At 35.2% G+C, this 26,634-nt stretch carries 23 protein-coding genes; 10 read left to right on the top strand and 13 right to left on the bottom strand.

Features of this window, described 5'->3' with window-relative positions; genetic code table 11:
- Positions 1-152: 152 nt before the first annotated feature.
- Entirely contained in the window at positions 153-2,270 is a 2,118-nt protein-coding gene (locus tag ACFQ39_RS05455; protein ID WP_377176978.1) for a carboxy terminal-processing peptidase, read from the top strand.
- A 55-nt stretch (positions 2,271-2,325) separates the two neighbouring features.
- On the opposite strand, the gene ACFQ39_RS05450 is transcribed toward ACFQ39_RS05455, so the two are convergent.
- Positions 2,326-4,773: a M14 family metallopeptidase gene (locus ACFQ39_RS05450; protein WP_377176977.1), complete on the bottom strand. Its 2,448-nt coding sequence runs from the start codon at positions 4,771-4,773 to the stop codon at positions 2,326-2,328.
- Positions 4,774-4,943: 170 nt separating this feature from the next.
- Between ACFQ39_RS05450 and ACFQ39_RS05445 the strand changes: the two genes are divergently transcribed.
- From ACFQ39_RS05445 to ACFQ39_RS05435, 3 genes are all read left to right on the top strand, one after another.
- Entirely contained in the window at positions 4,944-5,339 is a 396-nt protein-coding gene (locus ACFQ39_RS05445; RefSeq protein ID WP_377176976.1) for a hypothetical protein, read from the top strand.
- A gap of 121 nt (positions 5,340-5,460) precedes the next feature.
- On the top strand, positions 5,461-6,666 hold the full coding sequence (locus tag ACFQ39_RS05440; protein ID WP_377176975.1) for a hypothetical protein: 1,206 nt from the start codon (positions 5,461-5,463) through the stop codon (positions 6,664-6,666).
- Positions 6,659-7,174 (top strand): GNAT family N-acetyltransferase, encoded by a 516-nt coding sequence (locus ACFQ39_RS05435; RefSeq protein WP_377176974.1) that lies wholly within the window; start codon positions 6,659-6,661, stop codon positions 7,172-7,174. Before ACFQ39_RS05440 ends, ACFQ39_RS05435 begins: the two co-directional genes overlap by 8 nt.
- A gap of 3 nt (positions 7,175-7,177) precedes the next feature.
- Here the strand turns inward: ACFQ39_RS05435 and ACFQ39_RS05430 are convergent, their stop codons facing one another.
- The 9 genes from ACFQ39_RS05430 to ACFQ39_RS05390 form a co-directional block, all read right to left on the bottom strand.
- Positions 7,178-8,446, bottom strand: coding sequence for a murein hydrolase activator EnvC family protein (locus ACFQ39_RS05430; RefSeq protein WP_377176973.1), 1,269 nt, complete (start codon positions 8,444-8,446; stop codon positions 7,178-7,180).
- Positions 8,443-9,228, bottom strand: a complete 786-nt coding sequence (locus ACFQ39_RS05425; protein WP_377176972.1) for a DUF4292 domain-containing protein — start codon at positions 9,226-9,228, stop codon at positions 8,443-8,445. Before ACFQ39_RS05425 ends, ACFQ39_RS05430 begins: the two co-directional genes overlap by 4 nt.
- Complete coding sequence (locus tag ACFQ39_RS05420; protein ID WP_377176971.1) at positions 9,209-10,174, bottom strand: tetratricopeptide repeat protein; 966 nt, start codon at positions 10,172-10,174, stop codon at positions 9,209-9,211. The genes ACFQ39_RS05425 and ACFQ39_RS05420 overlap by 20 nt, the downstream gene beginning before the upstream one ends.
- 4 nt (positions 10,175-10,178) lie before the next feature.
- Positions 10,179-11,186 (bottom strand): sugar nucleotidyltransferase, encoded by a 1,008-nt coding sequence (locus tag ACFQ39_RS05415; protein ID WP_377176970.1) that lies wholly within the window; start codon positions 11,184-11,186, stop codon positions 10,179-10,181.
- Positions 11,187-11,250: 64 nt separating this feature from the next.
- Positions 11,251-13,263 (bottom strand): ComEC/Rec2 family competence protein, encoded by a 2,013-nt coding sequence (locus ACFQ39_RS05410; protein ID WP_377176969.1) that lies wholly within the window; start codon positions 13,261-13,263, stop codon positions 11,251-11,253.
- An 83-nt stretch (positions 13,264-13,346) separates the two neighbouring features.
- Complete coding sequence (locus ACFQ39_RS05405; RefSeq protein WP_377176968.1) at positions 13,347-13,988, bottom strand: O-methyltransferase; 642 nt, start codon at positions 13,986-13,988, stop codon at positions 13,347-13,349.
- A gap of 9 nt (positions 13,989-13,997) precedes the next feature.
- The gene (gene cls / locus ACFQ39_RS05400; RefSeq protein ID WP_377176967.1) at positions 13,998-15,407 is read right to left on the bottom strand and encodes a cardiolipin synthase; all 1,410 of its coding nucleotides are present in this window, start codon (positions 15,405-15,407) and stop codon (positions 13,998-14,000) included.
- A gap of 81 nt (positions 15,408-15,488) precedes the next feature.
- Positions 15,489-15,764, bottom strand: a complete 276-nt coding sequence (locus ACFQ39_RS05395) for a hypothetical protein (RefSeq protein ID WP_377176966.1) — start codon at positions 15,762-15,764, stop codon at positions 15,489-15,491.
- Positions 15,765-15,774: 10 nt separating this feature from the next.
- The gene (locus ACFQ39_RS05390) at positions 15,775-16,344 is read right to left on the bottom strand and encodes a sigma-70 family RNA polymerase sigma factor (protein WP_377176965.1); all 570 of its coding nucleotides are present in this window, start codon (positions 16,342-16,344) and stop codon (positions 15,775-15,777) included.
- Positions 16,345-16,535: 191 nt separating this feature from the next.
- On the opposite strand from ACFQ39_RS05390, the gene ACFQ39_RS05385 reads away from it, so the two are divergent.
- From ACFQ39_RS05385 to ACFQ39_RS05360, 6 genes are all read left to right on the top strand, one after another.
- On the top strand, positions 16,536-17,171 hold the full coding sequence (locus ACFQ39_RS05385; protein ID WP_377176964.1) for a succinate dehydrogenase cytochrome b subunit: 636 nt from the start codon (positions 16,536-16,538) through the stop codon (positions 17,169-17,171).
- Positions 17,172-17,180: 9 nt separating this feature from the next.
- On the top strand, positions 17,181-19,181 hold the full coding sequence (locus ACFQ39_RS05380) for a fumarate reductase/succinate dehydrogenase flavoprotein subunit (RefSeq protein WP_377176963.1): 2,001 nt from the start codon (positions 17,181-17,183) through the stop codon (positions 19,179-19,181).
- Positions 19,182-19,218: 37 nt separating this feature from the next.
- Positions 19,219-19,959, top strand: a complete 741-nt coding sequence (locus ACFQ39_RS05375; protein ID WP_377176962.1) for a succinate dehydrogenase/fumarate reductase iron-sulfur subunit — start codon at positions 19,219-19,221, stop codon at positions 19,957-19,959.
- A 97-nt stretch (positions 19,960-20,056) separates the two neighbouring features.
- Positions 20,057-20,695 carry a carbonate dehydratase gene (can, locus tag ACFQ39_RS05370; protein ID WP_377176961.1) on the top strand — a complete coding sequence of 213 codons (639 nt, stop codon included), beginning with the start codon at positions 20,057-20,059 and terminating at the stop codon, positions 20,693-20,695.
- A gap of 21 nt (positions 20,696-20,716) precedes the next feature.
- A complete protein-coding gene (locus tag ACFQ39_RS05365; protein WP_377176960.1) occupies positions 20,717-21,853 on the top strand; it encodes a methionine aminotransferase in 1,137 nt (378 codons plus the stop codon).
- 3 nt (positions 21,854-21,856) lie between these two features.
- Positions 21,857-22,645, top strand: coding sequence for an amidohydrolase (locus ACFQ39_RS05360; protein WP_377176959.1), 789 nt, complete (start codon positions 21,857-21,859; stop codon positions 22,643-22,645).
- Here ACFQ39_RS05360 and ACFQ39_RS05355 read toward each other — a convergent pair.
- From ACFQ39_RS05355 to ACFQ39_RS05345, 3 genes are all read right to left on the bottom strand, one after another.
- Positions 22,638-23,384: a lysophospholipid acyltransferase family protein gene (locus ACFQ39_RS05355; protein WP_377176958.1), complete on the bottom strand. Its 747-nt coding sequence runs from the start codon at positions 23,382-23,384 to the stop codon at positions 22,638-22,640. The genes ACFQ39_RS05360 and ACFQ39_RS05355 overlap by 8 nt on opposite strands.
- Positions 23,385-23,406: 22 nt before the next feature.
- The gene (locus ACFQ39_RS05350; protein ID WP_377176957.1) at positions 23,407-23,835 is read right to left on the bottom strand and encodes a hypothetical protein; all 429 of its coding nucleotides are present in this window, start codon (positions 23,833-23,835) and stop codon (positions 23,407-23,409) included.
- 99 nt (positions 23,836-23,934) lie between these two features.
- Entirely contained in the window at positions 23,935-26,574 is a 2,640-nt protein-coding gene (locus ACFQ39_RS05345; RefSeq protein ID WP_377176956.1) for a TonB-dependent receptor, read from the bottom strand.
- Between the last annotated feature and the right edge of the window lie 60 nt (positions 26,575-26,634).

The raw sequence follows: 26,634 nt of genomic DNA, 5'->3' as shown, positions 1-26,634 counted from the left end.
GGTTTAACATTTCCTTGTGAACGGTTAGGCATGATTTTAGCTAATATTGTGTGCAAGATGAAGTTATATGAATAGAAATTTCCAACTTTATTTTATTACCTTGCAAGTTTATTAGAAATTATGTCGAACAAGAAAATTAACAAACCTTGTTTATGTTAAGCAAATTAAAATACATATTCCTCTTAGTTATTTTAGGAGGCTTGATGCTTGGTTTCCAAGTTAAGAATGATGAAGACCCTGAAAAGGAGAAAATATTACTTTCATTAATAAGATATGCGCTTACCAAAGGGCACTATGAACCCATTCAGATGAATGACGAGTTCTCTGAAAAGGTTTACGATGAATTTCTCAATAATTTGGATCCTTCAAAACGTCTGTTTTTACAACAAGATATTGATGAATTCTCTCAATATAAATACCTTATTGACGATCAGATCAAAAATGAGGATCTCACTTTTTTCAATTTGGTTTATGAGAAATATAATCAGCGGTTAGGTGAGTCTAAGAAGTATTACAAAGAAATATTGTCTCAACCTTTTGATTTCAATAAAAATAAAGGCGAAATTTTTTCTACGGATTACGAATCTAAACCTTATGCCGCCAATGAGGCAGAATTGATTCAAACTTGGCGAGATCAGTTAAAAATTACTACCCTCACCAGGCTTTATGATAAAATAGAATTAGACGAGAATCGTTTTGAAAAAGATAGTTCTTACACTAAAAGTTCAATCGCGAATTTAGAAATTGAAGCCCGCGAAGGTACTTTAAAAAGCATGGATGATTTTTTTGATTTCATGGAAGAGCTTGAAAGAACCGATTGGTTTTCTATTTATATCAATAGCGTCACGCTAGGTTTTGACCCTCACACCAGCTATTTTGCTCCAAAAGACAAAAAACGATTTGATATCAGTATGGCCGGGAAATTGGAAGGAATTGGTGCGAGATTAAGAAAAAAGGATGATTACACTACCGTAGACGAATTAATCTCAGGCGGACCTGCATGGAGAGGTGGCGAATTAGAAGTTGGTGATGCGATTTTAAAAGTAGCTCAAGGAGATGGCGAACCCATTGATATCATCGGTATGCGATTAGATGATGCCATAGAATTCATTAAGGGAAAAAAAGGAACAGAAGTTAAACTTACCGTTCTTAAAATTGATGGCTCCTTAAAAGTTATTTCTATTGTCAGAGATATTGTTGAAATAGACGAAACTTTTGCTAAATCCACCATCATTAAAAAAGGTGATAAAAAATATGGATTGATCGAATTACCTAAATTCTATATCGATTTTAACGAGAAAGATTATCGCAATTCAACAACCGATATGGAACTCGAAATAGAGCGTTTGAAAAAAGAAAATGTAGATGGTATTTTATTAGACTTGAGGAACAATGGAGGTGGATCTTTAAAAACAGCGATAGAAATTGCAGGATTATTTATTAAAGAGGGTCCTGTTGTTCAAGTGAAATACAGAGATGAAAAACCAGTGGTTAAATCTGATACAGATAAAAAAGTTCAATATGACGGTCCTTTGGTGGTCCTAGTTAATGAATTATCTGCCTCAGCCTCTGAAATCTTCGCTGCTGCTATGCAAGATTACAATCGTGCTGTTATACTTGGAAGTAAACAAACCTTTGGTAAAGGTACTGTGCAAAATCTATTGCCGTTAAACAATTATTACAAATACGAGGATGACTTAGGTGCGTTAAAAATGACGATTCAAAAATTTTATAGAATCAATGGTGGATCAACCCAGATCGAAGGTGTCACTTCTGATATAGCCATGCCTGATCGTTATTCTTATATGGAAATTGGAGAAAGAGATGAAAAAAACCCTTTGGAATGGGATAAAGTAGCGCCAGCTAATTACATCCCTTTAAATTATTATGAAAATTTCAGTACCGTCATCAATGAGAGTAAGCAGAGAATTCTGGAAAATGAGAATTTTAAATTGATCGATGAAAATGCAAAATGGTTGAAAGCAGGGAGAGATGATGATTCTGTTCATCTAAATTTTGATGATTACAAAAAGGAAATTACAACCCGTGAGAATGAAGCTAAATTGTTTGACAAGTTGAATGATTACAAAAATGATCTTGAGTTTTATTCTCCTGCATATGAAATTGCAGCGATCGAAAACGATTCAATCTTAGGTAAGAAAAGAGAGATTTGGCACGAAAACCTCAACAAAGATATTTACGTAGATGAAGCGATTAACGTGTTATCTTCACTTAAAATCAGAAAAGAAAATTTATTGGTAAAGAATTAGTTTCCACAAAAATTAATCAAAAAAGGCGGTCTATAATAGACCGCCTTTTTTGATTTTAGGGTACCATAAAAATGGCATTGGCAAAAAGAAGTTTTCCATTTTCCCAAAATCCCCTGAAGAGCGGATTATCTATTAGGTAAACAACTGATCCGCGTTTGTAATTCTCTACACCAAATACCAGTGTGTTTTCTAGGTCGGTTTGTATGCTACTACCCGCAAAACCCGATAAAGGTTTTGTCTCTTTTTGAATATAGCCCACATTACCACTTTTTAAAAATGTGTAGGTGTCTTCATTATTTTTTAAGCTATAGTAGCTTGATCCATAGCCATAAGCTAATGGATGTGTAGGATCCATATCAATTTTAAAAATAGCGCCTGTAATCGCTTTCTTCATACCCTCTCGTTGCTTTGCCGCATAAGGAAGCAGTACTGAAGTACTATCTTTTTTACTCTTTTTTGATTTTATCCCAAATCCTTTTTCACCCTCAAGACCTTTTACCGCACCACTAATTGCGATCAACCTTCCACCATTGCCCACCCAATCTTTTAAAGAGCCGAGCTGTTTTTCATCCATAAAACTACCATAACTACCATCAGGAAGCACAAGTACATCGTATTTGGAAAGATCTACACGACTTAAATAATCTGTATCCAGCACACTTACAGGATAGCCTAATTGTTGCTCAAAATAGTGCCATATTTCTCCAAAACTCAGTGTGCTTGTCGGTTCTCCCCTTAGAATTGCAACTTTAGCCGGCTTAATCATTGTCACGGCATCTGAACCAAAATCTTTACCCTTATCTACGAAACCGGTTTTAACCGATTTTAGTTTTACTTTGTGTTTGTTTGCAATTTGCTCTAATTTGGATATAAATTCGGTGTTAGAATTATCAAGTTTTGTAACGATCAAACTTCCTCTGTGAAAACTCTCTCCTTCAATGGTGAAAGGTTCATTAGAATAACGGACTTTAATTTTTTCTTTTATCAATTCACTTAAAAAACGAGCGTCTTTCATACTGTTCCAATCCGCAATGTACGCATAGGCTCCGGTAGTCAGAACATTACTTTTAAAAGCCGAATCTGAATTTCCTTTGACTGAAATTGGTTTTTCTGATGCAAAGGCATTTAATCCATAGGCATAAGGTAAGGACCAGGCCGTAATATCGTAGGTAACAGAATCTGTTAATTTTGCGCTGGGCTCGAATAAAACTTTGATTAGGTTTTGTTTGGTTTGATCTGAGGTTATGACGATTTGATCTCCTTTTTGTTTAAAGCTTCCTGTTTTTCCTGTTTCAAAATTTAATCCCTTGCCATTTATTTCTTCATTTGTTTTAATATACTTGATCTCGTGTTGATCTAGCAGATCTGATAATAAGTCAATTTTATCTCCCTCTCCCGATAACACATAATTCTTAAAGCTAAAGTCATTACGGGTATAATATTTTCTAAACTCTGTATTCAGTCTTTCTGCATTCTTTGAAGCCATTTCTACTGTAGACAGACCTGTTGTTGTATGGTGCGCGATTCTATCTTTCAAGGTTAACGTATCTCTGTTTGAAGTGATGACACCCAAACCTGCTCTTCCGCTACCCCCTTGTTCGTAAGTCATCCCAATACTACCATTGTAAGTAGGATACGTATCCCCATAACTGGGATATAGCAGATCGAAAACTTCTTTGGTAAAATATAACCATCCTTTCTCATCAAAATAGCGAGCATGATTTTTACCAATTTCCATTTGAAAATTTCTCTGAAACTCTGAAATTACCTCGTTATACGGTTCAGCTGCTGGAGCAAAATAATAAGGGGCATCTACTCCTTGTTCATGAAAATCGACATGGATATGTGGCAACCATTGGTTGTATAGTTTAATCCTTTGCTGACTTTCAATTTGTGTTAGCCAAGCCCAGTCTCTGTTTAGGTCAAACATATAATGATTTGGCCTGCCAGTAAGCCAACCTTCATGATGCTCTACACTGTTGGGATCCACGTTAAATGGTTCGTTTTTGTTCTGGTTATACCAGGTCACATACCGATCCCTTCCGTCAGGATTGATACAAGGATCCATAATTACCACCACATCATTTAAATAATCTGAATTCTCTGTGAGTAACTTATAAATTGTCAACATCGAAGCCTCTGTACTAACACTCTCATTTCCATGGACATTATAGCTCAACCAGGCAATCGCTTTTTTGGCACTTGAACTCCCGTTTATGTTATTTAAATGCTCCTTTCTGATGTTTTCCAGATTCGATAGGTTTGAGGCAGAAGAAACATAAACCAATAATAAGGGTCTTTTTTCATAGGTTTTTCCATACTGGCTTACCTTTACTCGATCTGGAGCTACTTCGGCTAAATAATTGTAATAATCTATGACCTGGTGATGTAAATGAAATTCCTCTCCCAAGGCTACTCCAAAAAATTCAGAAGGAGATTTTATCGTTTGTGCAGAAAGAAAAGTACTAAATCCTATGAGAAAAGCTAAAATTATTCTGTTCATATTTTTCAATTAAAAGGTACAAATCTACCAAAAAAAAGTCCAGAAATTGGAAGAAATTAATTTTAATCCTTCCATGTAATTTTTATGAAAATATCAAAAATAGCTGCTAAATTTACGGTCGATTAATAAAAGCTTTTCCTAAAAAAAGAGAAAGTATAAAAACCAATATTATGAAAAAAAATATCGCATTTCTCAGTTTAGTTTTCAGTTTGTTTTTTATTCAAAATCAACAAGCACAAAGTATTTTTGAAAAATGGCCTGAATTAGACGATTTTCACAAAGTGATGCAAGAAACTTACCATCCAAGTGAAGAGGGTGACTTAGATCCAATTAAAGGACGTATAGACGAAATGGTTCTAAAAGCACATACACTCAAGAATAATTCTGTGCCGGATGAATTTAATACGCCTGAAATTGTGGCGGCAGAAGAAAATTTGTACAAAGGAAGTCTTGAACTACAAAAGCTTATTGAACAAGATAGTGATGATGAAGCTATTACAGCTTCCTTAGAGAGCTTGCATGATGTTTTTCATGACATTGTAGGTCTTTGCAAAGACAAAGAATAAAACCGCGATTGAATAAATTGATTTTAAAGCACAGTTTTAATAAAACTGTGCTTTTTGTTTGCATAAACTCTATTTTTGTTATCCTATCAAACCATTAAAACAGAATTAAGCGAGCGCAAAAATGATAAAACCTATTTGGATAAAAAGTAGTCTTTTCTTCTTTTTTATTGTTTCTATCATTGGTACCTCACTTCGGGCAATTTATTTTTTAAAACTCCCCTTTGACTATGCTCATCTTGTGCATGCGCATTCTCACGTCGCTTTTCAAGGTTGGATTTACATTGTTTTGTTTGTTCTGTGCACCAATTTGTTTTTAACCAAAAAACAAATTGAAAAAGGGCACTATTTATTGCAATTAAAACTAACCTTGTTTATTATTTTTGGCATACTCGTTTCATTTTCTTTACAGGGATATGGCGTGTATTCCATTATTTTTTCCACTCTATTCCAATTCATGAATTATTGGTTTATTTTTTGTTTTTTTAAAGATTTAAAACAGCCCTCGCTCCAATATAAAAATTCGATTTCCGTTCTATTTTTAAAAACAGGTCTTTGGCTTGCTGTACTTTCAACATTGATGCCTTGGGGTGTGGGCATATTATCAGCAAAAGGCATGAGTGACACAGAAGCTTATCAAAGCTTTATATATTCCTTTCTTCATTTTCAATACAACGGTTGGTTTTTGTTTGTCTGTTTTGCCTTGTTTCTTAAATGGCTCGAAATTGACAACATTGCACCCAATAAAAAACTAATGCTGAATTTTTACCGATGTTTAATCCTAGCCATTTTTCCTGCTTTAACTCTTTCTTTGTTGGGTATGAGTTTTAGAAAAAGTCTGATAATTCCTGCGCATTTGGCCGGAATATTTCAAATTATTGGAGGAGTTTTTCTCTGTATGGCGCTAAAACCATTTTTCAAAAACTGGATTTTCAAAAAAGCATTTTGGATAAGAATTTTGATAATCACGTTTCTTTTTTCATTTTTTCTAAAACTTACATTTCAATATTTGTCTGTCTTTCAAATTTTTAAAGACTTTGCCTTTCACAATAAACATACTGTTTTGGCTTACCTTCATTTAAGTTTAATCGGTGTAATTTCTGTATTCATATTAGCCTTCCTTTTTGATTTAAAATGGTTGAACTTACATCGGTTTTCTCAAGGCGGAATTCTTTTGCTCTTTTCAGGTTTTATTGTCACAGAAATGGTTCTTTTGTTGGGTGCTTTTTCGGTATGGTATAGTTATCGAATACTATTTTATGGCAGTGCTTGTATGGCTTTGGGTATATTCCTTTTACTTTTGTCTCCACAAAAAATGAAAGATGAATAGAATTGTCAGGGCAACTGTAAACGACTGTGAACCTCTAAACGAGATCGCCAAAATATCCTTTTTAGAGGCACATGGAAAAAGTGCGCCTACAAAAGACATCAACAGCTATGTTTCTAAAAACTTTGGACTAAATACTTTTATAAAAGAGTTGAAAAATCCCGAAAACCTATATTATCTCATTTATCATGACCAAAAATTAGCGGGTTATTCAAAAACGATTTTCAACAGGCCGAACGAAAATATTCGCGATGAAAACATCGCAAAGTTGGAAAGATTTTATTTGTTAAGTGAATTCTACGGAAAAGGCATAGCAGGCGAACTATTCAATTTTAATAAATCCATTTCTTATCAGAAGAGTCAAAAAGGTATTTGGTTAGCCGTATGGATAGAAAACCACAGGGCTATTCAATTTTACACAAAAAACGGCTTTAAAAGAGTTGGAAGCTACGATTTTCAAATATCAGAGACACATGTCAATCCCAACCATATTATGTATTTGGCATTATAACCTTTAAATTTTGTAGACCCATTCTTCCGGATTTTCACGTTTTACTTCTTTAAAAAGTACAAAAGCTAAAATCGTTTGTCCTGAGGTAGCATCCGTGTGAATTGTGCCAATTTGCTGTTTGGTTCTTACTTGATCTCCTTTGTTTACCAAGACATTATCTAAATTTTTATATACAGAAATATAATTTCCATGTTGTACCAAAACAGCTTTTAAATTACCCGGTAAGACCTGAATAGCCAATACTTTACCATCAAAAATAACTCTGGCATTTGCACCTCTTTCTGTTGCGAAAAATACCCCGTTACTCTCTATCGTAATTCCTTTGATCGTTGGGTGCGGTTGTTTTCCAAAATGACGAACTACTACGCCCCTTTCCACAGGTGCCGGTAGTTTTCCCTTATTTGCCACAAAACTGCTCTCTAGTTTTTGGGCTTCTGGCGTTAATGAAAAGCCCGAACTTTTCACATTGGTATTCGATTTTTTATTGGAACTGGCAATGGCTTCACGAATTACCTTTTCAATCTCTTTTTCAATTCTTGCCTCCTCCCTTTGTTTCTTCTTGATCTCGGTAATATATTTCTTCTCTTTCTTTTTAATTGAGTTGACTAAGCCCTCCTGTTCATTCTTTTCTCTTTTGATACTATCGCTTTCCTTTTTATTTACCAAAACGAGCAATTCCTTTTCGCGCTTTGTTTCTTTTAATAAATCTGTAAGATTATTTAGCTTGACCGTTTCAGCCATAATCTCTTGCCCCTGTTGCTTTTGGTAATTAGCATATTGATTCATGTACTGGAATCTTTTAAAGGCCTGCATAAAACTTTCAGAAGAAAACAAAAACATTAACCTGCTTTGTTTGGTTCTGCTTTTATAGGATTGAACAACCATATCGGCGTATTCGTCTTTTAATATATTCAAATGATTTTCGAGCTGAGCAATCTGTTTTTCATTTGAAGAAATATCGTTGTTTAATTCTTTGATCTCTTTATCAATAGTTTGAATGAGCTGATCCCTAACACTAATTCTTTTGTTCAAATCATTTAGTTCTACCAACAAACTTTTTTCCTCAGCCTTTGATTTAAAAAGTAGCTCATTAATTTCTTTGATCTCTTTTTGAAGTTTCTTTCTCTGTTTTTCCAGATCAGATTTGCTTTGAGCGAATGAATTTGCAGACACTAAAAAAAGAAACAAAAACGATATTAGATACAGTAAAGTTTTCGGAAAAGAATGAGTAAGGCGAGATGAAGGATCTAGACTTAATTTTGCTGTACTCATTGCAATTTGATTTGCTTATAATTATCAGGAATTGAGATAGGAAATCTCAAATTATCGATCAATTCGATATTTTTAATATCCACTTCAATTGTTGTGTTTTTATTTTTGTTATTTGCGTTCACCGTAAATCCTTTGGGTAAACTAAAGTTTTCTTCTATTTCGAATTCTTTGTATTGAATTTGCAGTTCATTTTGCTCATCAATAGTGAACTGCTCTTTACTAATTTTAAAATTTACCGGATCTAACCAAAATAACGCATCAAAAATAGGATTTTTCTTTTTAGGAACTACGAAATAATTATTCTCAGTTATCGACACTTCGTACTTCTCCTTTCTTAAATCGACCAAAGCTTCTCCTAAAAATAAATTTTGAAACATTTGAAAATCCATTTCTACGCCTAACCAGTTATTTATCAATGCAAAATCTCCATCAAAAAATGATTTGTTCACTTTTTCGTAAAAAATCACCCGGTCTTCTGTTACCATCAATTTCCCTACTGGGAATCCCAATTTTGATATACTTACCCAAATGGCACTGTCTTTTGTCATTCTCAGCGAACCGTTTAAGGAGACAAAATCTGAACCTCTCTCATATTTAATGATTAGGTCAGCTTTGATAGCAAACCCTTCGCCCTTTGCGTAATGCCTTTTAATTACCTCGTTTACCGGTAAATAAGCGATGTTTGTACTTGTTGTTTTAATGCTTTTACAAGATTGTAAAAAAAGTGCGGCAACAACAATCAATAAATTAAGAAACTTTTTTTCAAGGATTCTGAAGCGCATTGCTGTCTAACATTTTTTGGTAATATTCTGCTGCTTTCTTTTTATCTCCCATGGCTTTATGGGCCAAGCTGAGTTGTTCAAAAAATTTTGATTCCATTTCAGGGTTTTCAACGATCATATCAAAGCCCGAATTCAGCACAGAAATGGCTTCTTCATATTTTCTTAAACTATTCAAAGCCAATCCATTCATTAAATAAACAAAGGGTTGCGCAGGAAAAAACTCGAGGGCCATTGTACTATCTTCCAAAAGGTCCAAATATTGTTTCGTCTTTAGTTCATTTTCTAATATGGCTGTCATGGCGGCATATGTTTTCTCCTCTCTAAATGTAAGCCTTAATTGCGCCAAGGTTGTTAAGGGCAGAGGTTTTTCCACTTCATGCTCTAAAAATGCCTGTGTTTTGTCTTGCAATAACGATTGCTTAATACTCGCAAATGAATCGGGCAATTTATCTTCTGAATCTAATTTAATCAATACACTTTTGGCCTCATCAATTTTACCAGCACGTAAAAAAATAAAAATCAAATCTGGTTCTTCCTCAGGGTATTGTTGCACTATTAAACTTTGTGCCATCACCGCTCCTTCAAAATCGTTCTGACGTAAATTTATTTCTTTTAGATGCCTTAGTAAGTAGATATTCTTAGGGTCAATCTCTAAACCAAGGGTGGCGTAATACTCTGCTTCAGTGTATTTGTTCAGTTCGAAGTAATTCTTGGAAAACTCAAACAAAACAGCCAAATTTTTTGGATCAATATCCTGACATTCTTCTAAAGCATAAATGGCTTTATCAAAATTGCCTATTGTTTTTTGTTTTAATGCTTCAAAAAAGAAGGTATCAAAACTTATGGTTTGCTGCTCTTCTTGCATTTTTAGGCGCAAGTCATCTACTTCTTGTGCATGAACACAAAAAGTGAGAATATAGCTGAACAGAAAAACACACCTTTTCATTTCATTAATTCAAAATCGAATAATCTCCCAGGCTTACCGAAGTAAAATCACCATCAAAATGTACGTGATTTCCAATCATGGCGTGGTCTAAACTCGCATTTTTAATGAGTACATTACTCTGTATTAAAGAATTGCTAATCGCAGAATCAATAACTTCTGAACCCTCCCCAAGTGATACATTTGGCCCGATAACCGTATCTTTTAAAATTACATTTTTTCCAATGTAACAAGGTTCAACGATTTTAGAATTTTCTAAAACCACATCCGGTGAAACTAAGTTTTCACCTTCCATATGTGCAAATTGTAATACTCTTTTATTTGTCTCTACCGTAATCTCTTTGTTTCCGCAATCCATCCATGCCGAAACCTCACCAGGAACAAATTTCAGTCCTTTTTGCTTCATATTTTCAAGGGCATTGGTGAGCTGGTATTCGCCTTTTTCTTTAATGTCATGATCTAATAAATATTGAATTTCATCTCTTAATATTTCGCCCTTTTTGAAATAATAAATACCAATAATGGCGAGATTAGAGACAAATTCTGTCGGTTTTTCAACAAAATCTGTAATGATATTATCTTTTAATTTTACGACGCCATAAGCACTCGGGTTGTCAACTTGTTTTACCCAAACAGAACCGTCAGCATTTTCATCTATTTTGAAATCCGCTTTAAAAAGTGTATCGGCAAAGGCTACTACGCAGGGTCCGTTTAATGCGTCTTTCGCACATTGAATGGCGTGTGCTGTTCCCAAAGCTTCATCTTGAATAAAAACACTTCCTTTTGCGCCTAAACTCTTAGCAATTTCTATCAATTTCTCTTCCGTGTCTTTGGGAAAAGTTGGACCTATCACAAAGGCAATCTCTTCTACCGACTGTTTTACCACTTTAACGATATCTTCCACTAACCGTTGAACAATTGGTTTTCCTGCTATTTTCGTCAAAGGTTTTGGGATGGTGAGTGTGTGTGGTCTCAAACGCGAGCCTATTCCAGCCATAGGGACAATGATCTTCATTTACGCTTATATTTTATTGTTATGAAACGAGCAAATATAAACAAAATTGTAGCAGTGCCGGGAATTAGTGGCTATAAACAAAGGCCCCGTCTGCACCCGTATAATGAAAAATGATATCTTTTGACATGGCCGTCTTTTGCCATTTTTTAACCAAATCAGGATAATTCGATCCATCTACCAGAATCATTTTTGGTTGAAAATGATCTAACATCCTATCAAAATTTACTTTAGGAGAATTACACATCAATAAAAAATTTGGTTTGACATTCACTTCTCTGAAATGGAAATCTTGGCTTACAATCAGTAGGCATTGCTGCTCGAACTCTAAAACAGCTGGTTTTAAGCCTCTCTTTTCTATCTCTTTTATTCTATTTGCTTCCAAAAAATATTGAACACTTGAGGGGTTCTCACGGTTTGGGTGTGTTTCGAATATTTTTACTTTTTGCCCTTTTTGATCAAGCAAGATGGATTCTTTATATTGATGAAAAAGCACAAATTGATTTTTTCGTTGCGTCATCCATTTTTGATGAATGAAATGAAATTGTAAAAGAATTATAAAGCAGAGAGTTAAGTATATACTCAGTTGATTTTTATGCTTTAAAAAAGCAAATAGAGAAAACAAAATCAAGTAAAGGAGAAAAACTGAAAGTTTTGAAAAGTAAATCGGTTCTATTTCAAATGTATTCAGCGTCGATATAAAATGAACTGACTTATAAAAAATATTTATGGTCATGCTAAATATCTTTACAAGAAGTATGGGGGCGAGATCAAAAATAGATAGAAAAATTGTTATAAACCCTATACCTAAGAGCATGCCGATAAAGGGTAGAATAAGAATACCGGAAATTAAGAAAAGTGGTGATGTTTGATGGAAATAATAAAGACTTAAGGGTAAAACTCCTGTTTGGGCTATGATCGTGACCCATAACAAAGTGAGAAAATAATTAATGACCTTATAATTGGTCTTCACCCTTAGCAAAGGATAAAATCCGACTATAAAAAAAACTGCCAAATAACTCATTTGAAAACCTACTTGCCATAAATAATTGGGATTTAAGAGCAACAGAATAAACATGGAGGCAATAAGGGCGCTTTGTACATTGATCTTCTTTTTGCTGTACAATCCAATCGAAATAGCCGTAAACATGGTTGCAGCTCTTACCACAGAGGCCGAATAACCAACCAAAAAAACATACAACCATAAAACGAAAAGCACCAACATTAACCGAATGGTCATCCCTTTTTTAAATTTTGTTATTGGTTGAAAAACAAGAAATAAAAAACCGATGAGTATACTGATATGCAAACCGGATATCGCCAAAATATGAACGACACCGGCACGCCTAAATTCATCAAAAACATCTGAAGACAGATCTTGTTTTTGCCCTAGAAACAGGGTCTGAACCAGAGGTAATAGGGATGCCTGAAAATCGTTTATGAGCAATGAGTTCGAAATTTTTTCTCTCATCAAAAAAGCGCTTCTTCCAAGATTTTTATTCGGCGATAGCTCGATTGAGTTGTTTTCGCTGATAAAAATTTGCTCGCTAATCTGTTCATTTTGCATATACTTCCTATAATCAAAATCATTCGGATTTAAGGCTGTATGAATAGGCACCAAAGTTGTTTTTGTCAACAATCGATCTCCCGGAGCTAACGAAAATTCCTTTTTTGGTACGAACAATACTACTTTACCCCGAACTGCAGTTTGATCGATTTGACGAACAATGGCTATGTATTTATGGTTGTTTTGTGAAGGTTTTAATTCCTTCTCTATCTCTAAAAGAATTGCGGAAGAATCTGTTACATGGTTTTTATAATGCGCTTTTTGATTGACAATTTGATGAATGAAATAGGAATTTACTCCGATAATGAAAAAAGTCAATGCTGAAAAGAGCAAAAAAAAGTTATTCCTTCCAATCTTCCGATGACTTCTAAACAAAAAAAAGCCTAAGCCAATTATCAAACCCAAAGAGCTGAAAAACAAGGTTGAAGAAGAAAGGTTAAACTCTTTTCCGCATAAAATTCCAAGGATTAAAAATAGACTCAGCCAAGTTGGGATATAGTCAAATCTTACCAAAACTTTTTACCCCTTTATGCAAACCGCACAATATGGTAAACATCTGACTAAAAAATATTTAGTTTAAAGCTGATATAGCTTTTCTATTTCACTCGGCAAAGCGATAGCCCATCGCGAATTGGCAATAAAATGGTTTCAACTCTGTTATCTTCTTTGACCTTCTGATTGAAGAGGATGATCTGTTCAGTATCAATATCATTTTCCTCCACTTTTTCTAAAACTTTTCCGCTCCATAGTACATTATCCGACAATATAATTCCCCCTCGATTCATTTTATCAATGACCAAATCAAAATAGTTGGAATAATTACTTTTATCAGCATCAATAAAGACCAGATCAAACTTTTCTTTGAGCATAGGGATAATCTCAAGAGCATCACCCATGTGTTTTACAATTTGATCTTTGTAGGGCGATTGGTCGAAAAAGCGTTGTTGAAAATCGGCTAACTCTTCATTTTTATCTATCGTGTGTAAAATGCCGTTTTGCTTTAAACCTTCGGCCAGACAAAGAGCAGAATAACCCGTATAGGTTCCGATTTCAAGAATGGTTTTGGGATGAATCATTTTTGAGATAAGTGAGAGTAACCTTCCCTGATAATGTCCGCTTAACATTCTTGGCGCCAATACTTTTTGCCAGGTTTCTTTGCTCAATTCACTCAATAGCTCAGGTTCATCCTCACTGTGATTCACCACATATACGTCTAATTCTTTACTGATAAATTCCATTTGACAAAATTACAAAATTGGCGCTAAAAGTCTGGCGGCTGCGCTTATTCCTTTTTTATACCAGGGCCTGTTTTTTAATGATTTCAAATCAATAAGATATGCATTTTTTACATCCTCTTCAAATTGTTGGAGAAGCTCAATACATAGGTCTTCGTCAATAAAAAAAGCATTCACTTCAGAATTCAAACTAAAACTTCTGTGATCAAAATTAGATGTTCCAATGGTACAAATTTTCTTGTCTATAACCATGGTTTTGGCATGCATCATTCCTTTGGTATAGGCATAAACCTCCACTCCACTTTCTATAAGTTCCAAAATATAAGAATATGAAGCGTAAAAAGCAGTTTTGATATCGGGTTTTCTTGGAACCAATAACTTAATTTTTATACCGCATTTTGCCTTAATTTTTAACAACTGAAGAATCGTAACTGGCGGAACAAAGTAAGGTGTGTTGATAACTATTTCTTTTTTTGCCAGGCTGATCAGACCTACAAAAGCCTCCATAATGGTTTCAAAATTAGATCCGTACTCACTTCCTAAAACACAAGCGTAGGTTTTTTGTTTTATTGCAGAAAAATTAATATCCAACACCGGGCTTACCTTTTTCCCTGTCGCATAAAACCAATCATTGATAAACAAAAATTGCAATTCAATTGTTGCTTCCCCTTTTATCATTACATGCGTATCCCTCCAAAAAAGCTTGTTTGCATCCGAATTTATATATACGTCCGAAATGTTTATTCCGCCTAAAAACCCGGTAAATCCGTCGATAATAATTATTTTTCTGTGATTTCTATAGTTTGCTTTGTGTGCAAATTGACTGAACAGAACAGGCATATAAGCGTGTATTTCGATTCCGGCAGACCTCAATTCTGTTTTTCTCTTTCTCTTTATAGAGCTCCCAACATCATCGTACAAGACCTTTACTTTTAATCCTTCTTTTGATTTTTTCAAGAGTAAATCAAAAATATCATTTCCAATATTGTCATCATTTATGATATAATAATCTAGGTAAATAAATTCTTTCGCTTTTTCAATTTCTTCCAAGACAACTGGAAATTTTTTTTCTCCGTTAAATAAAATTTGCACTTCATTCTTTTCAGAAAATTGCACTCGGTCTATGTTGTAAAAAAGTTCTGAGAGTTTTTCCAGTGTACCCTCAAATTCCTTTTTCGGAAACTTTCTCTTTGCATCGATGGTTTTTAGAAAGTCGTTGTGATAATTTCGAAGTCGCTTATAGAGTACTTTTTTCTGGTAATGAAAGCCGAAGATGAAGTACAGTATTAAACCAATTACAGGGAATAGAAGGAGCAAGAAAATGTAGGCAAAAGCTTTCCCCGGATTTCGATGTTCTAAAATGATGACAACCACAAGAACACTAACTGCCAGGTAATAAAAAATGATGAATACACTATTCATGCTCAGAAATTCGTCCATAAAATTGACTCATTGATCAAAAATAGTGAAAATGTTCGTCGGTTATTTTAAATTGAAGTATTCCTACTTTTTTTGTGACTTTTTAATTTCATCTAACAGGGTTTTTTCTAATTCAGCTTTTTCTGATTCTTCTAAATGATTGCCTTTACATGGATTTTCTAAATATGAATTAAAAAAATGTGTCATTAAAGAATTTTGCTCGGTATACTTTTTACAATAAGCACAAACAAAAATGTGCAAACTCAATTTAATTTTCTCAAAAATTGTGGCCTCTCCGTACTGGTTTTTATCACAAATGGTTGTTGCCTCATTGCAGGAAATAATAAATCTTTTAAACATTTCTAACCATTTATTTATTAAACCAATTCGTTTCTATACATTTTCTGAGCTGTACTCGAGCGCGATGTATGATTACCCATAGGTTTGACGCACTGATGCCCAGTTCATTACAAATATCTTCAGATTCATATTGACTTTCCGTTTTTAATAAAAAAACAATTTTGTATTTTTCCGGCAACCTCTGGATACAATCGTTAAGCACTTTTCCCAATTCAGTATTTTCAATGTCTTTATCAGCAAAGTTATCCCAAGATTTTGGTGCCAATGCTTCGATCCAGCCACCCTGATTTTCACCCTCCTCAAAAAAGCTCATATTGATTTCTCTTTTTCCTTTATCTGAATTTATTTTTCTGTAGTAATCGATGATTTTTCGTTTTAAAATGGAAATCAACCATGTGCGCTCTGAAGCCTGACCTCGAAAGCCTTCCAATCCTTTTAAGCCAGAAAAAAAGGTTTCTTGCACCAAATCTTTGGCCATATCGTGATTACTAACTCTCGCAACTGCATATTGAAAAAGAAAATCAGAATGTAATTGTACCCATTTCTCTGGGTTCAATTCATGTGTTTTTTGTTCGGTCATGAACTCAATTTAGCTTGTAAATATACAAATCTCCTCAATGTCAAAAATCTTTTAAAGTTGCGCAAGAATGGCAAAAAAATAGCCTTATTTAAAACGAATCTAAATTAACAGGCGTTCGATTTTAAATTTTCTAATTGTTGATAATCCATAAATCAAATTTTATATTTGTACTTTCAAAATTTATAACAAAAATGAGTGGATTTTTATCTTCATCTTTAGGCAGAAAAGTCGTGATGTCTTTGTCAGGTTTGTTCTTGATCATTTTCTTATTGGTGCATTTGGGCGTAAACTTAACGCTCTTTGCCGGACAAGAAACGTTTAATGCAGCATCGCACTTTATGGGTCATAACCCACTAATTCAGGTTATGCAATATGTATTGGCCGCAGGTTTTATCATTCATATTATTATGGGTATTAAACTTGAATTGAAAAATAAGGCTTCAAGACCAATCAAATACGCAAAGAACAATCCTGCAGCCAATGCGGGTTGGGCATCTAGAAACATGATTGTTACCGGCGTTATTATCTTGCTTTTTTTGATTCTACACATTAAGGATTTCTTTGTTGAAATCAAATTCGGAGAAGTTCCTGATGACTATGAATTAGTTACTCAACTTTTTAAAAATCCAATATATGTGGTGCTTTATGTCATTTCATTTGTTATGTTGGGAATCCATTTAAGTCATGGTTTCCAATCATCTTTTACAAGTGTTGGTGCCAGATCTCCCAAATATTTGAAATGTGTTAAAAATCTAGGTGTGGCCTATAGCTATTTTATCGCACTAGGCTTCTCAGTCATCGCCATCTATTTTTATTTTGCTAATTAAACAACAGTTATGAAATTAGACTCTAAAGTTCCAGAAGGTCCTATTAAAGACAAATGGACAAATTATAAAAACAAAATCGACCTCGTTAATCCGGCCAACAAACGAAATATTGACATTATTGTTGTAGGTACAGGTCTTGCAGGCGGTTCGGCAGCTGCTACTTTAGCAGAATTAGGATACAACGTTAAAGCTTTTGCCTACCAAGATTCGCCCAGAAGAGCGCATTCAATTGCCGCTCAGGGAGGAATTAATGCCTCAAAAAATTATATGGGAGACGGTGATTCTGATTACCGTTTATTTTATGATACTGTTAAAGGAGGAGATTATCGTTCGAGAGAAGCAAATGTTTATAGACTGGCTGAAGTTTCGACAAATATTATCGACCAGTGCGTAGCTCAGGGTGTTCCTTTTGCGAGAGATTATGGCGGATTATTAGATAACCGTTCTTTTGGGGGTGTGTTGGTTTCGAGAACTTTTTACGCAAAGGGACAAACCGGGCAACAATTATTGTTGGGTGCCTATTCGGCCATGAACCGACAAATTGCTCGTGGAAAAATTACCATGTACAACCGACATGAAATGTTGGATGTTGTGAAAATTGGCGGAAAAGCCAGAGGAATTATTGCCAGAGATTTAGTGACAGGAGAATTGGAAAGGCATTCTGCACATGCTGTTGTTATTGCTACAGGCGGTTATGGCAATGTCTATTTCTTATCTACCAATGCTATGGGTTCTAATGTGACTGCCGCATGGAAAATTCATAAAAAAGGTGCGTTTTTTGCCAATCCTTGCTTTACTCAAATTCACCCAACTTGTATACCGAGAAGTGGAGATTACCAGTCAAAATTAACTTTGATGTCAGAATCTTTGCGTAATGACGGTCGTATTTGGGTACCGAATAAATTAGAAGATGCAAAAGCCATTCGTGAGGGAAAATTAAAACCCACTCAGTTGAAAGAAGAGGACAGAGATTATTTCTTAGAGCGAAGATATCCTGCTTTTGGTAACCTTGTTCCTCGGGATGTTGCCTCTAGAGCGGCAAAAGAAAGATGTGACGCAGGTTTTGGTGTCAATAAAACAGGAGAAGCTGTTTACCTCGATTTTGCCTCTGCGATAGAACGCTATGGAAAAACACAGGCAAAAATTCAGGGTATTGATAATGCCTCTAAAGAAAAAATCACTGAGTTAGGAGAAAAAATCATCGAAGAAAAGTACGGAAACTTATTTCAGATGTATGAAAAAATTGTCGATGAAAATCCATACAAAACACCGATGATGATTTATCCAGCTACGCATTATACCATGGGAGGCGTGTGGGTAGATTACAATTTAATGACTACCGTAGAAGGATTGTATTGTATCGGTGAGGCGAATTTCTCAGATCACGGAGCAAACCGTTTAGGAGCTTCTGCCCTAATGCAAGGTCTAGCCGATGGTTATTTTGTTTTACCTTATACCATAGGCGATTATCTTTCAAAGGACATTAGAACCGGAACTATCCCAACTGATGGGCCCGAATTTGAACAGGCCGAAAAAGAAGCCAAGCAACAATTAGAGTTTTTTGTAAATAATAAGGGAACACACTCCGTAGATTATTACCACAAAAAACTAGGTAAAATAATGTGGGATAAAGTTGGAATGGCGAGAAATGAAAAAGGACTAAAAGAGGCCATTAAAGAAATTCAAGAGATCAGAGATGATTTTTGGAAAAATGTTAGAGTTCCCGGAGGTATTCATGAATTGAATCCTGAGCTTGAAAAAGCAGGAAGAGTAGCTGATTTCTTAGAGTTAGGTGAGTTATTTGCGAAAGATGCCCTTGAAAGAAATGAATCTTGTGGAGGTCATTTTAGAGAAGAATATCAAACCCCTGAGGGAGAAGCACTAAGAGATGATAAGAATTACGCTTATGTTGCTGCATGGGAATATACTGGTAAACCTAGTGAAGCTATTTTACACAAAGAAAATCTCGAATTTAAAGACATTGAATTAAAAACAAGGTCTTATAAATAACTTAGACTTATTGTCTGAATTTAAACTATTTGGAAAGATGAATCTTACATTAAAAATTTGGAGACAGAAAAATGCCCAAGACAAAGGTAAATTAGTCGATTATAAAATCTCCGATATAGAAGGCCACATGTCATTTTTAGAAATGATGGATATTCTCAATGAAAGCCTGGTCGCGAAAGGTGAAGAGCCCGTTGCTTTTGATCATGATTGTAGAGAAGGCATTTGCGGCACTTGCTCTATGTACATCAACGGCGAAGCACATGGTCCTGATCGAGGCATAACAACCTGCCAGTTGCATATGAGAATGTTTAACGATGGTGATACTATATATATTGAACCTTTTAGAGCGAAAGCTTTTCCGGTCATCAAAGATTTGATCGTCGATCGTACAGCTTTTGAAAGAATACAACAAGCAGGAGGGTATATTTCTGTGAATACTTCAGGAAATACTCAAGATGCCAATGCTATTCCTATCCCTAAAAAAGATGCAGACCTATCTATGGATGCTGCAGCTTGCATCGGCTGTGGAGCTTGTGTCGCGTCTTGTAAGAACTCAAGTGCCATGTTATTTGTTTCGGCAAAAGTTTCTCAATTTGCCTTACTCCCCCAAGGAAAGATTGAAGCAGCGGACAGGGTTTTAAATATGGTTAGGCAAATGGACGAAGAAGGTTTTGGTAACTGTACCAACACTGGAGCCTGTGAAGTAGAATGTCCGAAAGGTATTTCTCTGGATAATATTGCCAGAATGAATAGAGAGTATTTGAAGGCAAGCATCTAAAAAACTTTAAATCAAAAAACTAACCGTTAAGTTTTCTTAACGGTTTTTTTGTTTTCATATACAACGCTTTTTGCCTTATATTTATAAAAAAAAAGAGATGTCAACAGATTTTTACCAGTCCTTGCTAGACAACAATAAACAATGGGTTCAAGAAAAATTAAACCTCGATCCAGAATTTTTTAAACGGCTAGCCGAAGGCCAAAAACCACCATTACTATGGATCGGATGTGCGGATTCAAGGGTGCCTGCCAATGAGATTATAGGTGCACAAGCAGGTGAAGTTTTTGTTCACCGTAACATCGCAAATATGGTCATTCATACCGATATGAATATGCTTTCTGTATTGGATTATGCCGTAAATGTTTTAGAAGTAAAGCACATTATTGTTTGCGGACATTACGGTTGCGGAGGAGTGAAAGCTGCGATGGGTAACCATTCTTATGGAATCATAGATAACTGGATCAGACATTTAAAGGATGTGTATCGATTTCATCAAAAAGATCTGGACGCAATCAAGGATGAGCAAAAGAAATTTAATCGTTTTGTGGAGCTGAATGTAAAAGAACAAGTTTACGATTTAGCCAAAACGAGTATCGTTCAAAACGCATGGCGAAAAGGTCAATTCTTAGCTATACACGGTTGGGTATATGATCTAAATGATGGAATCATTCAAGACCTTGGCATTAATTTTACCGATGACGACGAATTGTCTGAAAACTATCAATTAGACTTCTAATACAGAGGTTGGATTTCATATATGCGCAGTAAACTTCCGGATATCCCTACAAGTATTTTTGCCAAAATGAGTCAATTGGCAGCGGAACAAAATGCCATAAATCTTTCTCAGGGCTTTCCCGACTTTCCTTCTTCTCCCGAATTGATCAATTTGGTAACGAAGGCGATGAAAGAGGGCTATAATCAATATGCACCCATGCCCGGTTTGATAGAATTGAGAGAGGCTATTTCGCAAAAAATAGAACTTCTTCATCAATATTATTATCATCCAGACTCTGAGATTACGGTAACTTGTGGCGCTACGCAAGCCATTTACACCATTTTATCATCCTTTATTTTCTCTGGTGATGAGGTAATTGTTTTTGCCCCTGCCTATGACAGTTATGCTCCAACAATTTTAGCTCAGGGCGGAATCGTTAGAGAAATAGCTCTAAAAGCGCCAGATTATTCTATTCCTTGGGAAGAAGTCCAGGCTGTTAAGAATAATAAAACCAAAATGATTATAATTAATTCTCCACATAATCCAACGGGTACAATTTTGAGCCTGGGGGACATGAAAAAATTAGAGGGATTTGTTGAGGGAACGAATATTTTGATTTTGAGTGATGAGGTCTATGAACATATTATTTTTGATAACGAAATTCATCATAGTGTTAGCCGTTTTCCTTCTTTGGCTAGCAGATCGTTTGTGGTGGGCTCATTCGGAAAAACATTTCACAACACAGGATGGAAAATGGGTTATTGTGCCTCTCCCGAGAGACTAATGCACGAATTTAGAAAAATCCATCAGTTCGTAGTTTTTAGTGTAAACCATCCCATACAAAAGGCTTTAGCCGAGTTTTTAAAAAAAGAAAGTAATTATTTATCAGTACCCCAGTTTTATCAACAAAAGAGAGATACATTTTTGTCTTTAATCAAAGATTCCCGGTTTACCTTTACTCCATCTAAAGGAACTTATTTTCAATTGCTCAACTATGCAGAACTCACAGACCTGAACGATGAAAAATATGCAGAGCATTTAACAGTTGATCACAAAATTGCTTCCATTCCTATCTCTGTTTTTTATAAGCCTAAAAAGGATCTTAAACTGCTGCGCTTTTGTTTTGCCAAGAAAAATGATACGCTTGAAAAAGCAGCGGATATACTCAGAAAATTATGACATATGAATAATAGCACCCTTAAAGTAACCCTTGTTCAAACCGATATATATTGGGAAAAGTTAGAGGAAAATAGAATTCATTTTGAACAAAAGATAGATTCTATACGCGAGCAAACGGATATGATTCTATTGCCTGAGTTATTCAGTACCGGATTTAGCATGAATGCCAATCATTTGGCAGAAACCATGGAAGGACCGACCGTACAATGGATGCTCAAAAAAGCAGAGCAGAAAAATGCCGTGGTCATAGGATCTGTATTAATTAAAGAAAATGAAAAATGTTATAATAGGCTGGTTGTTGCTTTCCCTAATGGTAAGACGATTTTTTACGATAAACGACATCTATTTTCTTACGCCGGAGAGCACACTGTTTTTGAAGCCGGGAGAAAAAGAATAACTTTTGAATACAAAGGCTTTAAAATTTTCCCATTGATCTGTTATGATCTGCGCTTCCCCGTATGGGCTAGAAATGACTCAGATTACGATATTTTGCTCTTTGTGGCCAACTGGCCCAATGCACGGATAAATGCCTGGGATACGCTATTAAAAGCCCGCAGTATTGAAAATTTGTGTTATACGATTGGGTTAAATAGGGTTGGTGTTGATGATAATGATCTCATTTATACCGGGCACTCTGCTGTCTACGATGCTTTCGGAGCTACTCTACTTTCATTTGAAGAGAATGTAGAAGGAATAAAATCAGTTACCTTAGAAAAAGAACATCTCATCACTACTCGGAAAAGGTTTTCTTTTTTAGAAGACCGAGACGAGTTTCATTTAAACCTCAATTAACTACAACGGCATCTTTCACGGATTTTTCCACCTTTAGAAACAATTCTTCAAAAGGCATACTGTCTGATTTGATAGGTTCGTGTACATCAAAAGTAAGGTGATCAAAAACTCCTAGAGGAAAATTCCCAAAGCGAACAATTCTCCAGGAATTATTGATCGTAATGGGGACAACGTATGATGACGGGGCTTTTTTTATCATCATTTTTAATCCATTTTCAGAAAATCTTTTTGGTACTCCGTCTCTGCTTCTTGTTCCTTCCGGGAAAATGATAGCGGATCTATTATTGTCTTCTAGATATTTCCCAAATTTCATGAGTGCGCCGAGGGATTGTTTTGCATCTTTTCTATCGATTAAAACCGATCCTCCATGTCTTAAATTAAAAGAGATACTGGGGATACCTCTTCCCAACTCAATTTTTGACACAAATTTTGGATGATATTTTCGCAAAAAGAAGCCTAGAGCAGGAATATCATGCATACTCTGATGGTTTGATGCAAAAATTAAGGGAACTCCCAGAGGTAAATTTTGCTTATTTCTAAAGCTCACCCTTGTTCCCAATACATATAGGGTGCCTACCAAGAAAAAACTCATGATATCAACAGACTTTTTGTGCCCTTGATATCCTCCTAACTTAAGACTCACCCATTGAATTGGCCAAAAAATCACTAAAACCAACCCGAAAAAAAAGTAATGTAAAATACTTAAGGGATAAGAAATAAGCTTTTCTAAAATTGACATACTTATTTTCTAATAAAAGAAATTAAAACCATTGACTCCAAGGAATTCTGCTTAAAACGAATAACAAAGCAATTCCATAATAAATAAATATTGTTTTGAATTTCCCATTATCTGTTACTTGTTTTTTATGTTTAGAAAAGCCCATGGTGATTAAAACAATCGCTAAAATCATCATTAAGGGATGCTCCATTATGACCATTCTAATCTCAGGTTCTCCCATGGCGGCACCCATTCCATTTTGTCTGACATAAGCAAATTGAGCTGAGACAAAGTAGGCAATCAAACCGATTATTAATTGAATATGGTAAACAATAAGCGTGAATAATGGAATACGAAGATCTTTTTCTTGGAAACTTTTTTTGGAGAAGAAACCAATTGCGGCATTGACAACAGCAACAACTAAGACGATTAAAGCGATATACGCCCAACCTGAGTGTAGCATTTTTAACATGAGTAGTATTTTTTTGTTGGAAGCAAATTTAAGAATTAAAACAAATAAAAAAACCCATTCGCAATGGAAATGGGTTTTTCTACTTTTATGATAAAAATTTTAGAAGTTGAATCTCGCAGAAGCATTCCATGTTCTTCCCCAACCAAAATATCCTTGGTTAGAAACATTGATTCCTTTGTAAGTTTCATCACCTGCTTCAGCAAAATTAGCTGATCTTAATTCTGACAGATATTCCGTATCAAAAACGTTGTTTACGTTTACTCTAAAATCTATTGATTTTTTACCTGAACTTCCTAATGGCAATCCGTAAGAGATACCAAAATCTGCCAAATTATAAGAAGGCAATTCTAAATTCTTCTTTCTCGCGCTAACTGTTGCGTAAAGATTGTCATAATATCTCCAGTCAAAATCAACCGATAATCTTTCGATAATTCGATAATTCAATCCCAAACCTGCTGTAAATTGAGCTGCATCACCAACTTTACCGCCATCAACATCTTGTCCATCACGATCTAACACGTTGCGATCCTCATCGCGAATGGTTGTAAACACTTCTCCTTTATATTCCCAATTTCCTACAGATAAAAACCCTCTTACATTTAAATTATCAATTGGTCTCACACCAAAGTCCAATTCAAGACCTGTGTGCAATTGTTCTACACCTTCATTGGTAATAAAAATTTGTGTGCCTTCCGGTACAACAATTCCACCGATGGTTTCTTCACCCTGAGTAATTCTTGAGTTCGTAGTAACTCTGTCTTTCCAAGAAGTTCTATACAAGTTCACATTGGCATTGAAAATTCTGCTTCTAAATGAATATCCCGCTTCAAGACCAAATATTTTTTCGTTTTCGGTCAAAGGGTTGATTTCGTTAGTAAAGTCCAAATAAATATTGTCATGGTAAGGCTGACGAGAATAATATCCAGTGTTTGCATACACTTGGTTTTGATCATTAATTCTAAAGCTACCTCCACCTTTTAGGTTATATCCTACATTATTTACTTTTTCTGAATCTTCATATTCTGGCAAATAATCATATCTGTCGAATCTTTGGTGACTTTGCGTAGAAACGGCTCCTTGAAAGAATGCAGAGAAAATTTCATTGGCATATTCTAATTGACCAAAAATACCACCATAAGAAATACGCTCGCTATTGTCATAATCAATTCTTTGATCTTCCGGCATGGTGTTAAAAGTGGCCGTCCATGGGTTTGCAGCAAAAGATTCAGTTACTGTATTAAAAACAGGATCTGTTACTCTTTGGTGCGTATCATCTCTTAGACTACGACTTTCAGTCCAACTATTCAATTCTAAAAAGTTTTCAACTTGTCTAAAGTGGGTACCGTAATAAGTTCTTAGGTCTGCTCCAACATTTAAAGTCAAATTTTCATTTAATTCTTTCTCGTAGTTAGAAACTAAACCATACCAGTTATGGTTGTTCATAGAAGCCCTCACTAAATAGGTTCCATTACCAAACATTCCCTCTCCACCTGCGGCATTGTTGTTGGCAACGATTGCATCAAAATCTACAAGACCATCTTCTGTTCTAACTCTTGAACCATAATTTCCAGTTCCACCTCCTCTACCCCAAGAGGCATAAAGCACGGTTGACAAATTTGAAGTTTCATCAATTTTCCAGTCCCAGTTTAGGTTAGCAACCGGTTTATGATAGAAGTTTCTTCTTTCTGTTTCATACTTTCCGTTTAAAGTACCCCAGTTATTATTATACTTTTTCCCGTACTCCAAATATGTTGAAATAGATTTTGTAAAGTTTTGATCGTGCCATTGTGGGGCTCCAGTAATCAAAAAGTTAAAATTATGACTTTCGCTCAATTTATATCCAATAGAAAGAAAATAGTTTTGTCCTTGACCTTTTGTTCCGTCATTATAACCATCTCCTTGCCAATGTGTTAGCATTGCTGTTACACCCCAGCCATTGTCTAAAATACCAGTGCTATATCCTAATGTATTCTTAAAATAACTGTCATTTGCTATCCCTGTTTGAAAAAAGCCTCCTTCTCTTTGTTCAGTGGCCTTTGTCACAAAGTTAACAGTACCTCCCACAGAAGAGATTGCTAATTTTGATGAACCCAAACCTCTTTGTATCTGAATTCCATTGGCGATATCGGACATTCCTGACCAGTTTGACCAATACATCAACCCGTCTTCCATTCCGTTGATTGGTTGTCCGTTTAATAAGAATGCCGTATTGTCTTGTCCAAATCCACGAACTGCGATTCTAGAATCACCAAAACCTCCTGCTTGACCGGCCACATATACCGATGGAGTATTTACCATTGATGCGGTAATATCTTGCGCACCTATTTTGGTTTGGATTTCTTTAATTTTAATCGTTGACACTGCAATTGGAGTTTCTCTTCCCTCTGCTAAGTCAATAACCCCTGTACCAACTAATACTACTTCTTGTAATACATTGTCGTCTGCACTTAAAAGAATTGCACCTAAATTAATTGGCTGGCCTGTAGCATTGAAAGAGACAGATTTTGTGGCCAATCCGATAAATGAAATCTCTAGTGCTCCTTTTCCATTATTTACTTCCAAGGAAAAGTTTCCATCAAAATCAGTTGTAGTTCCATTTGACGTTCCTTTAACGACAACGTTCGCTCCAGGAAGCGAACCATTTTCGTCTTTTACCGATCCCGTAATTGTTGTTTGTGCGAATAAAACTGTACCGGTAAAAAACAAAATAACAGTAAAAAATTTTGTGAAATTTTTCATAAAGTTTGTTTTTGTATTTTTATTTAACGGCGCAAAATTACAATAAAAAACCATTATTTT

Source organism: Namhaeicola litoreus, assembly GCF_042679565.1.
GTDB classification, from domain to species: Bacteria; Bacteroidota; Bacteroidia; order Flavobacteriales; family Flavobacteriaceae; genus Namhaeicola; species Namhaeicola litoreus.
This window is presented reverse-complemented; position numbering and strand designations above follow the sequence as displayed.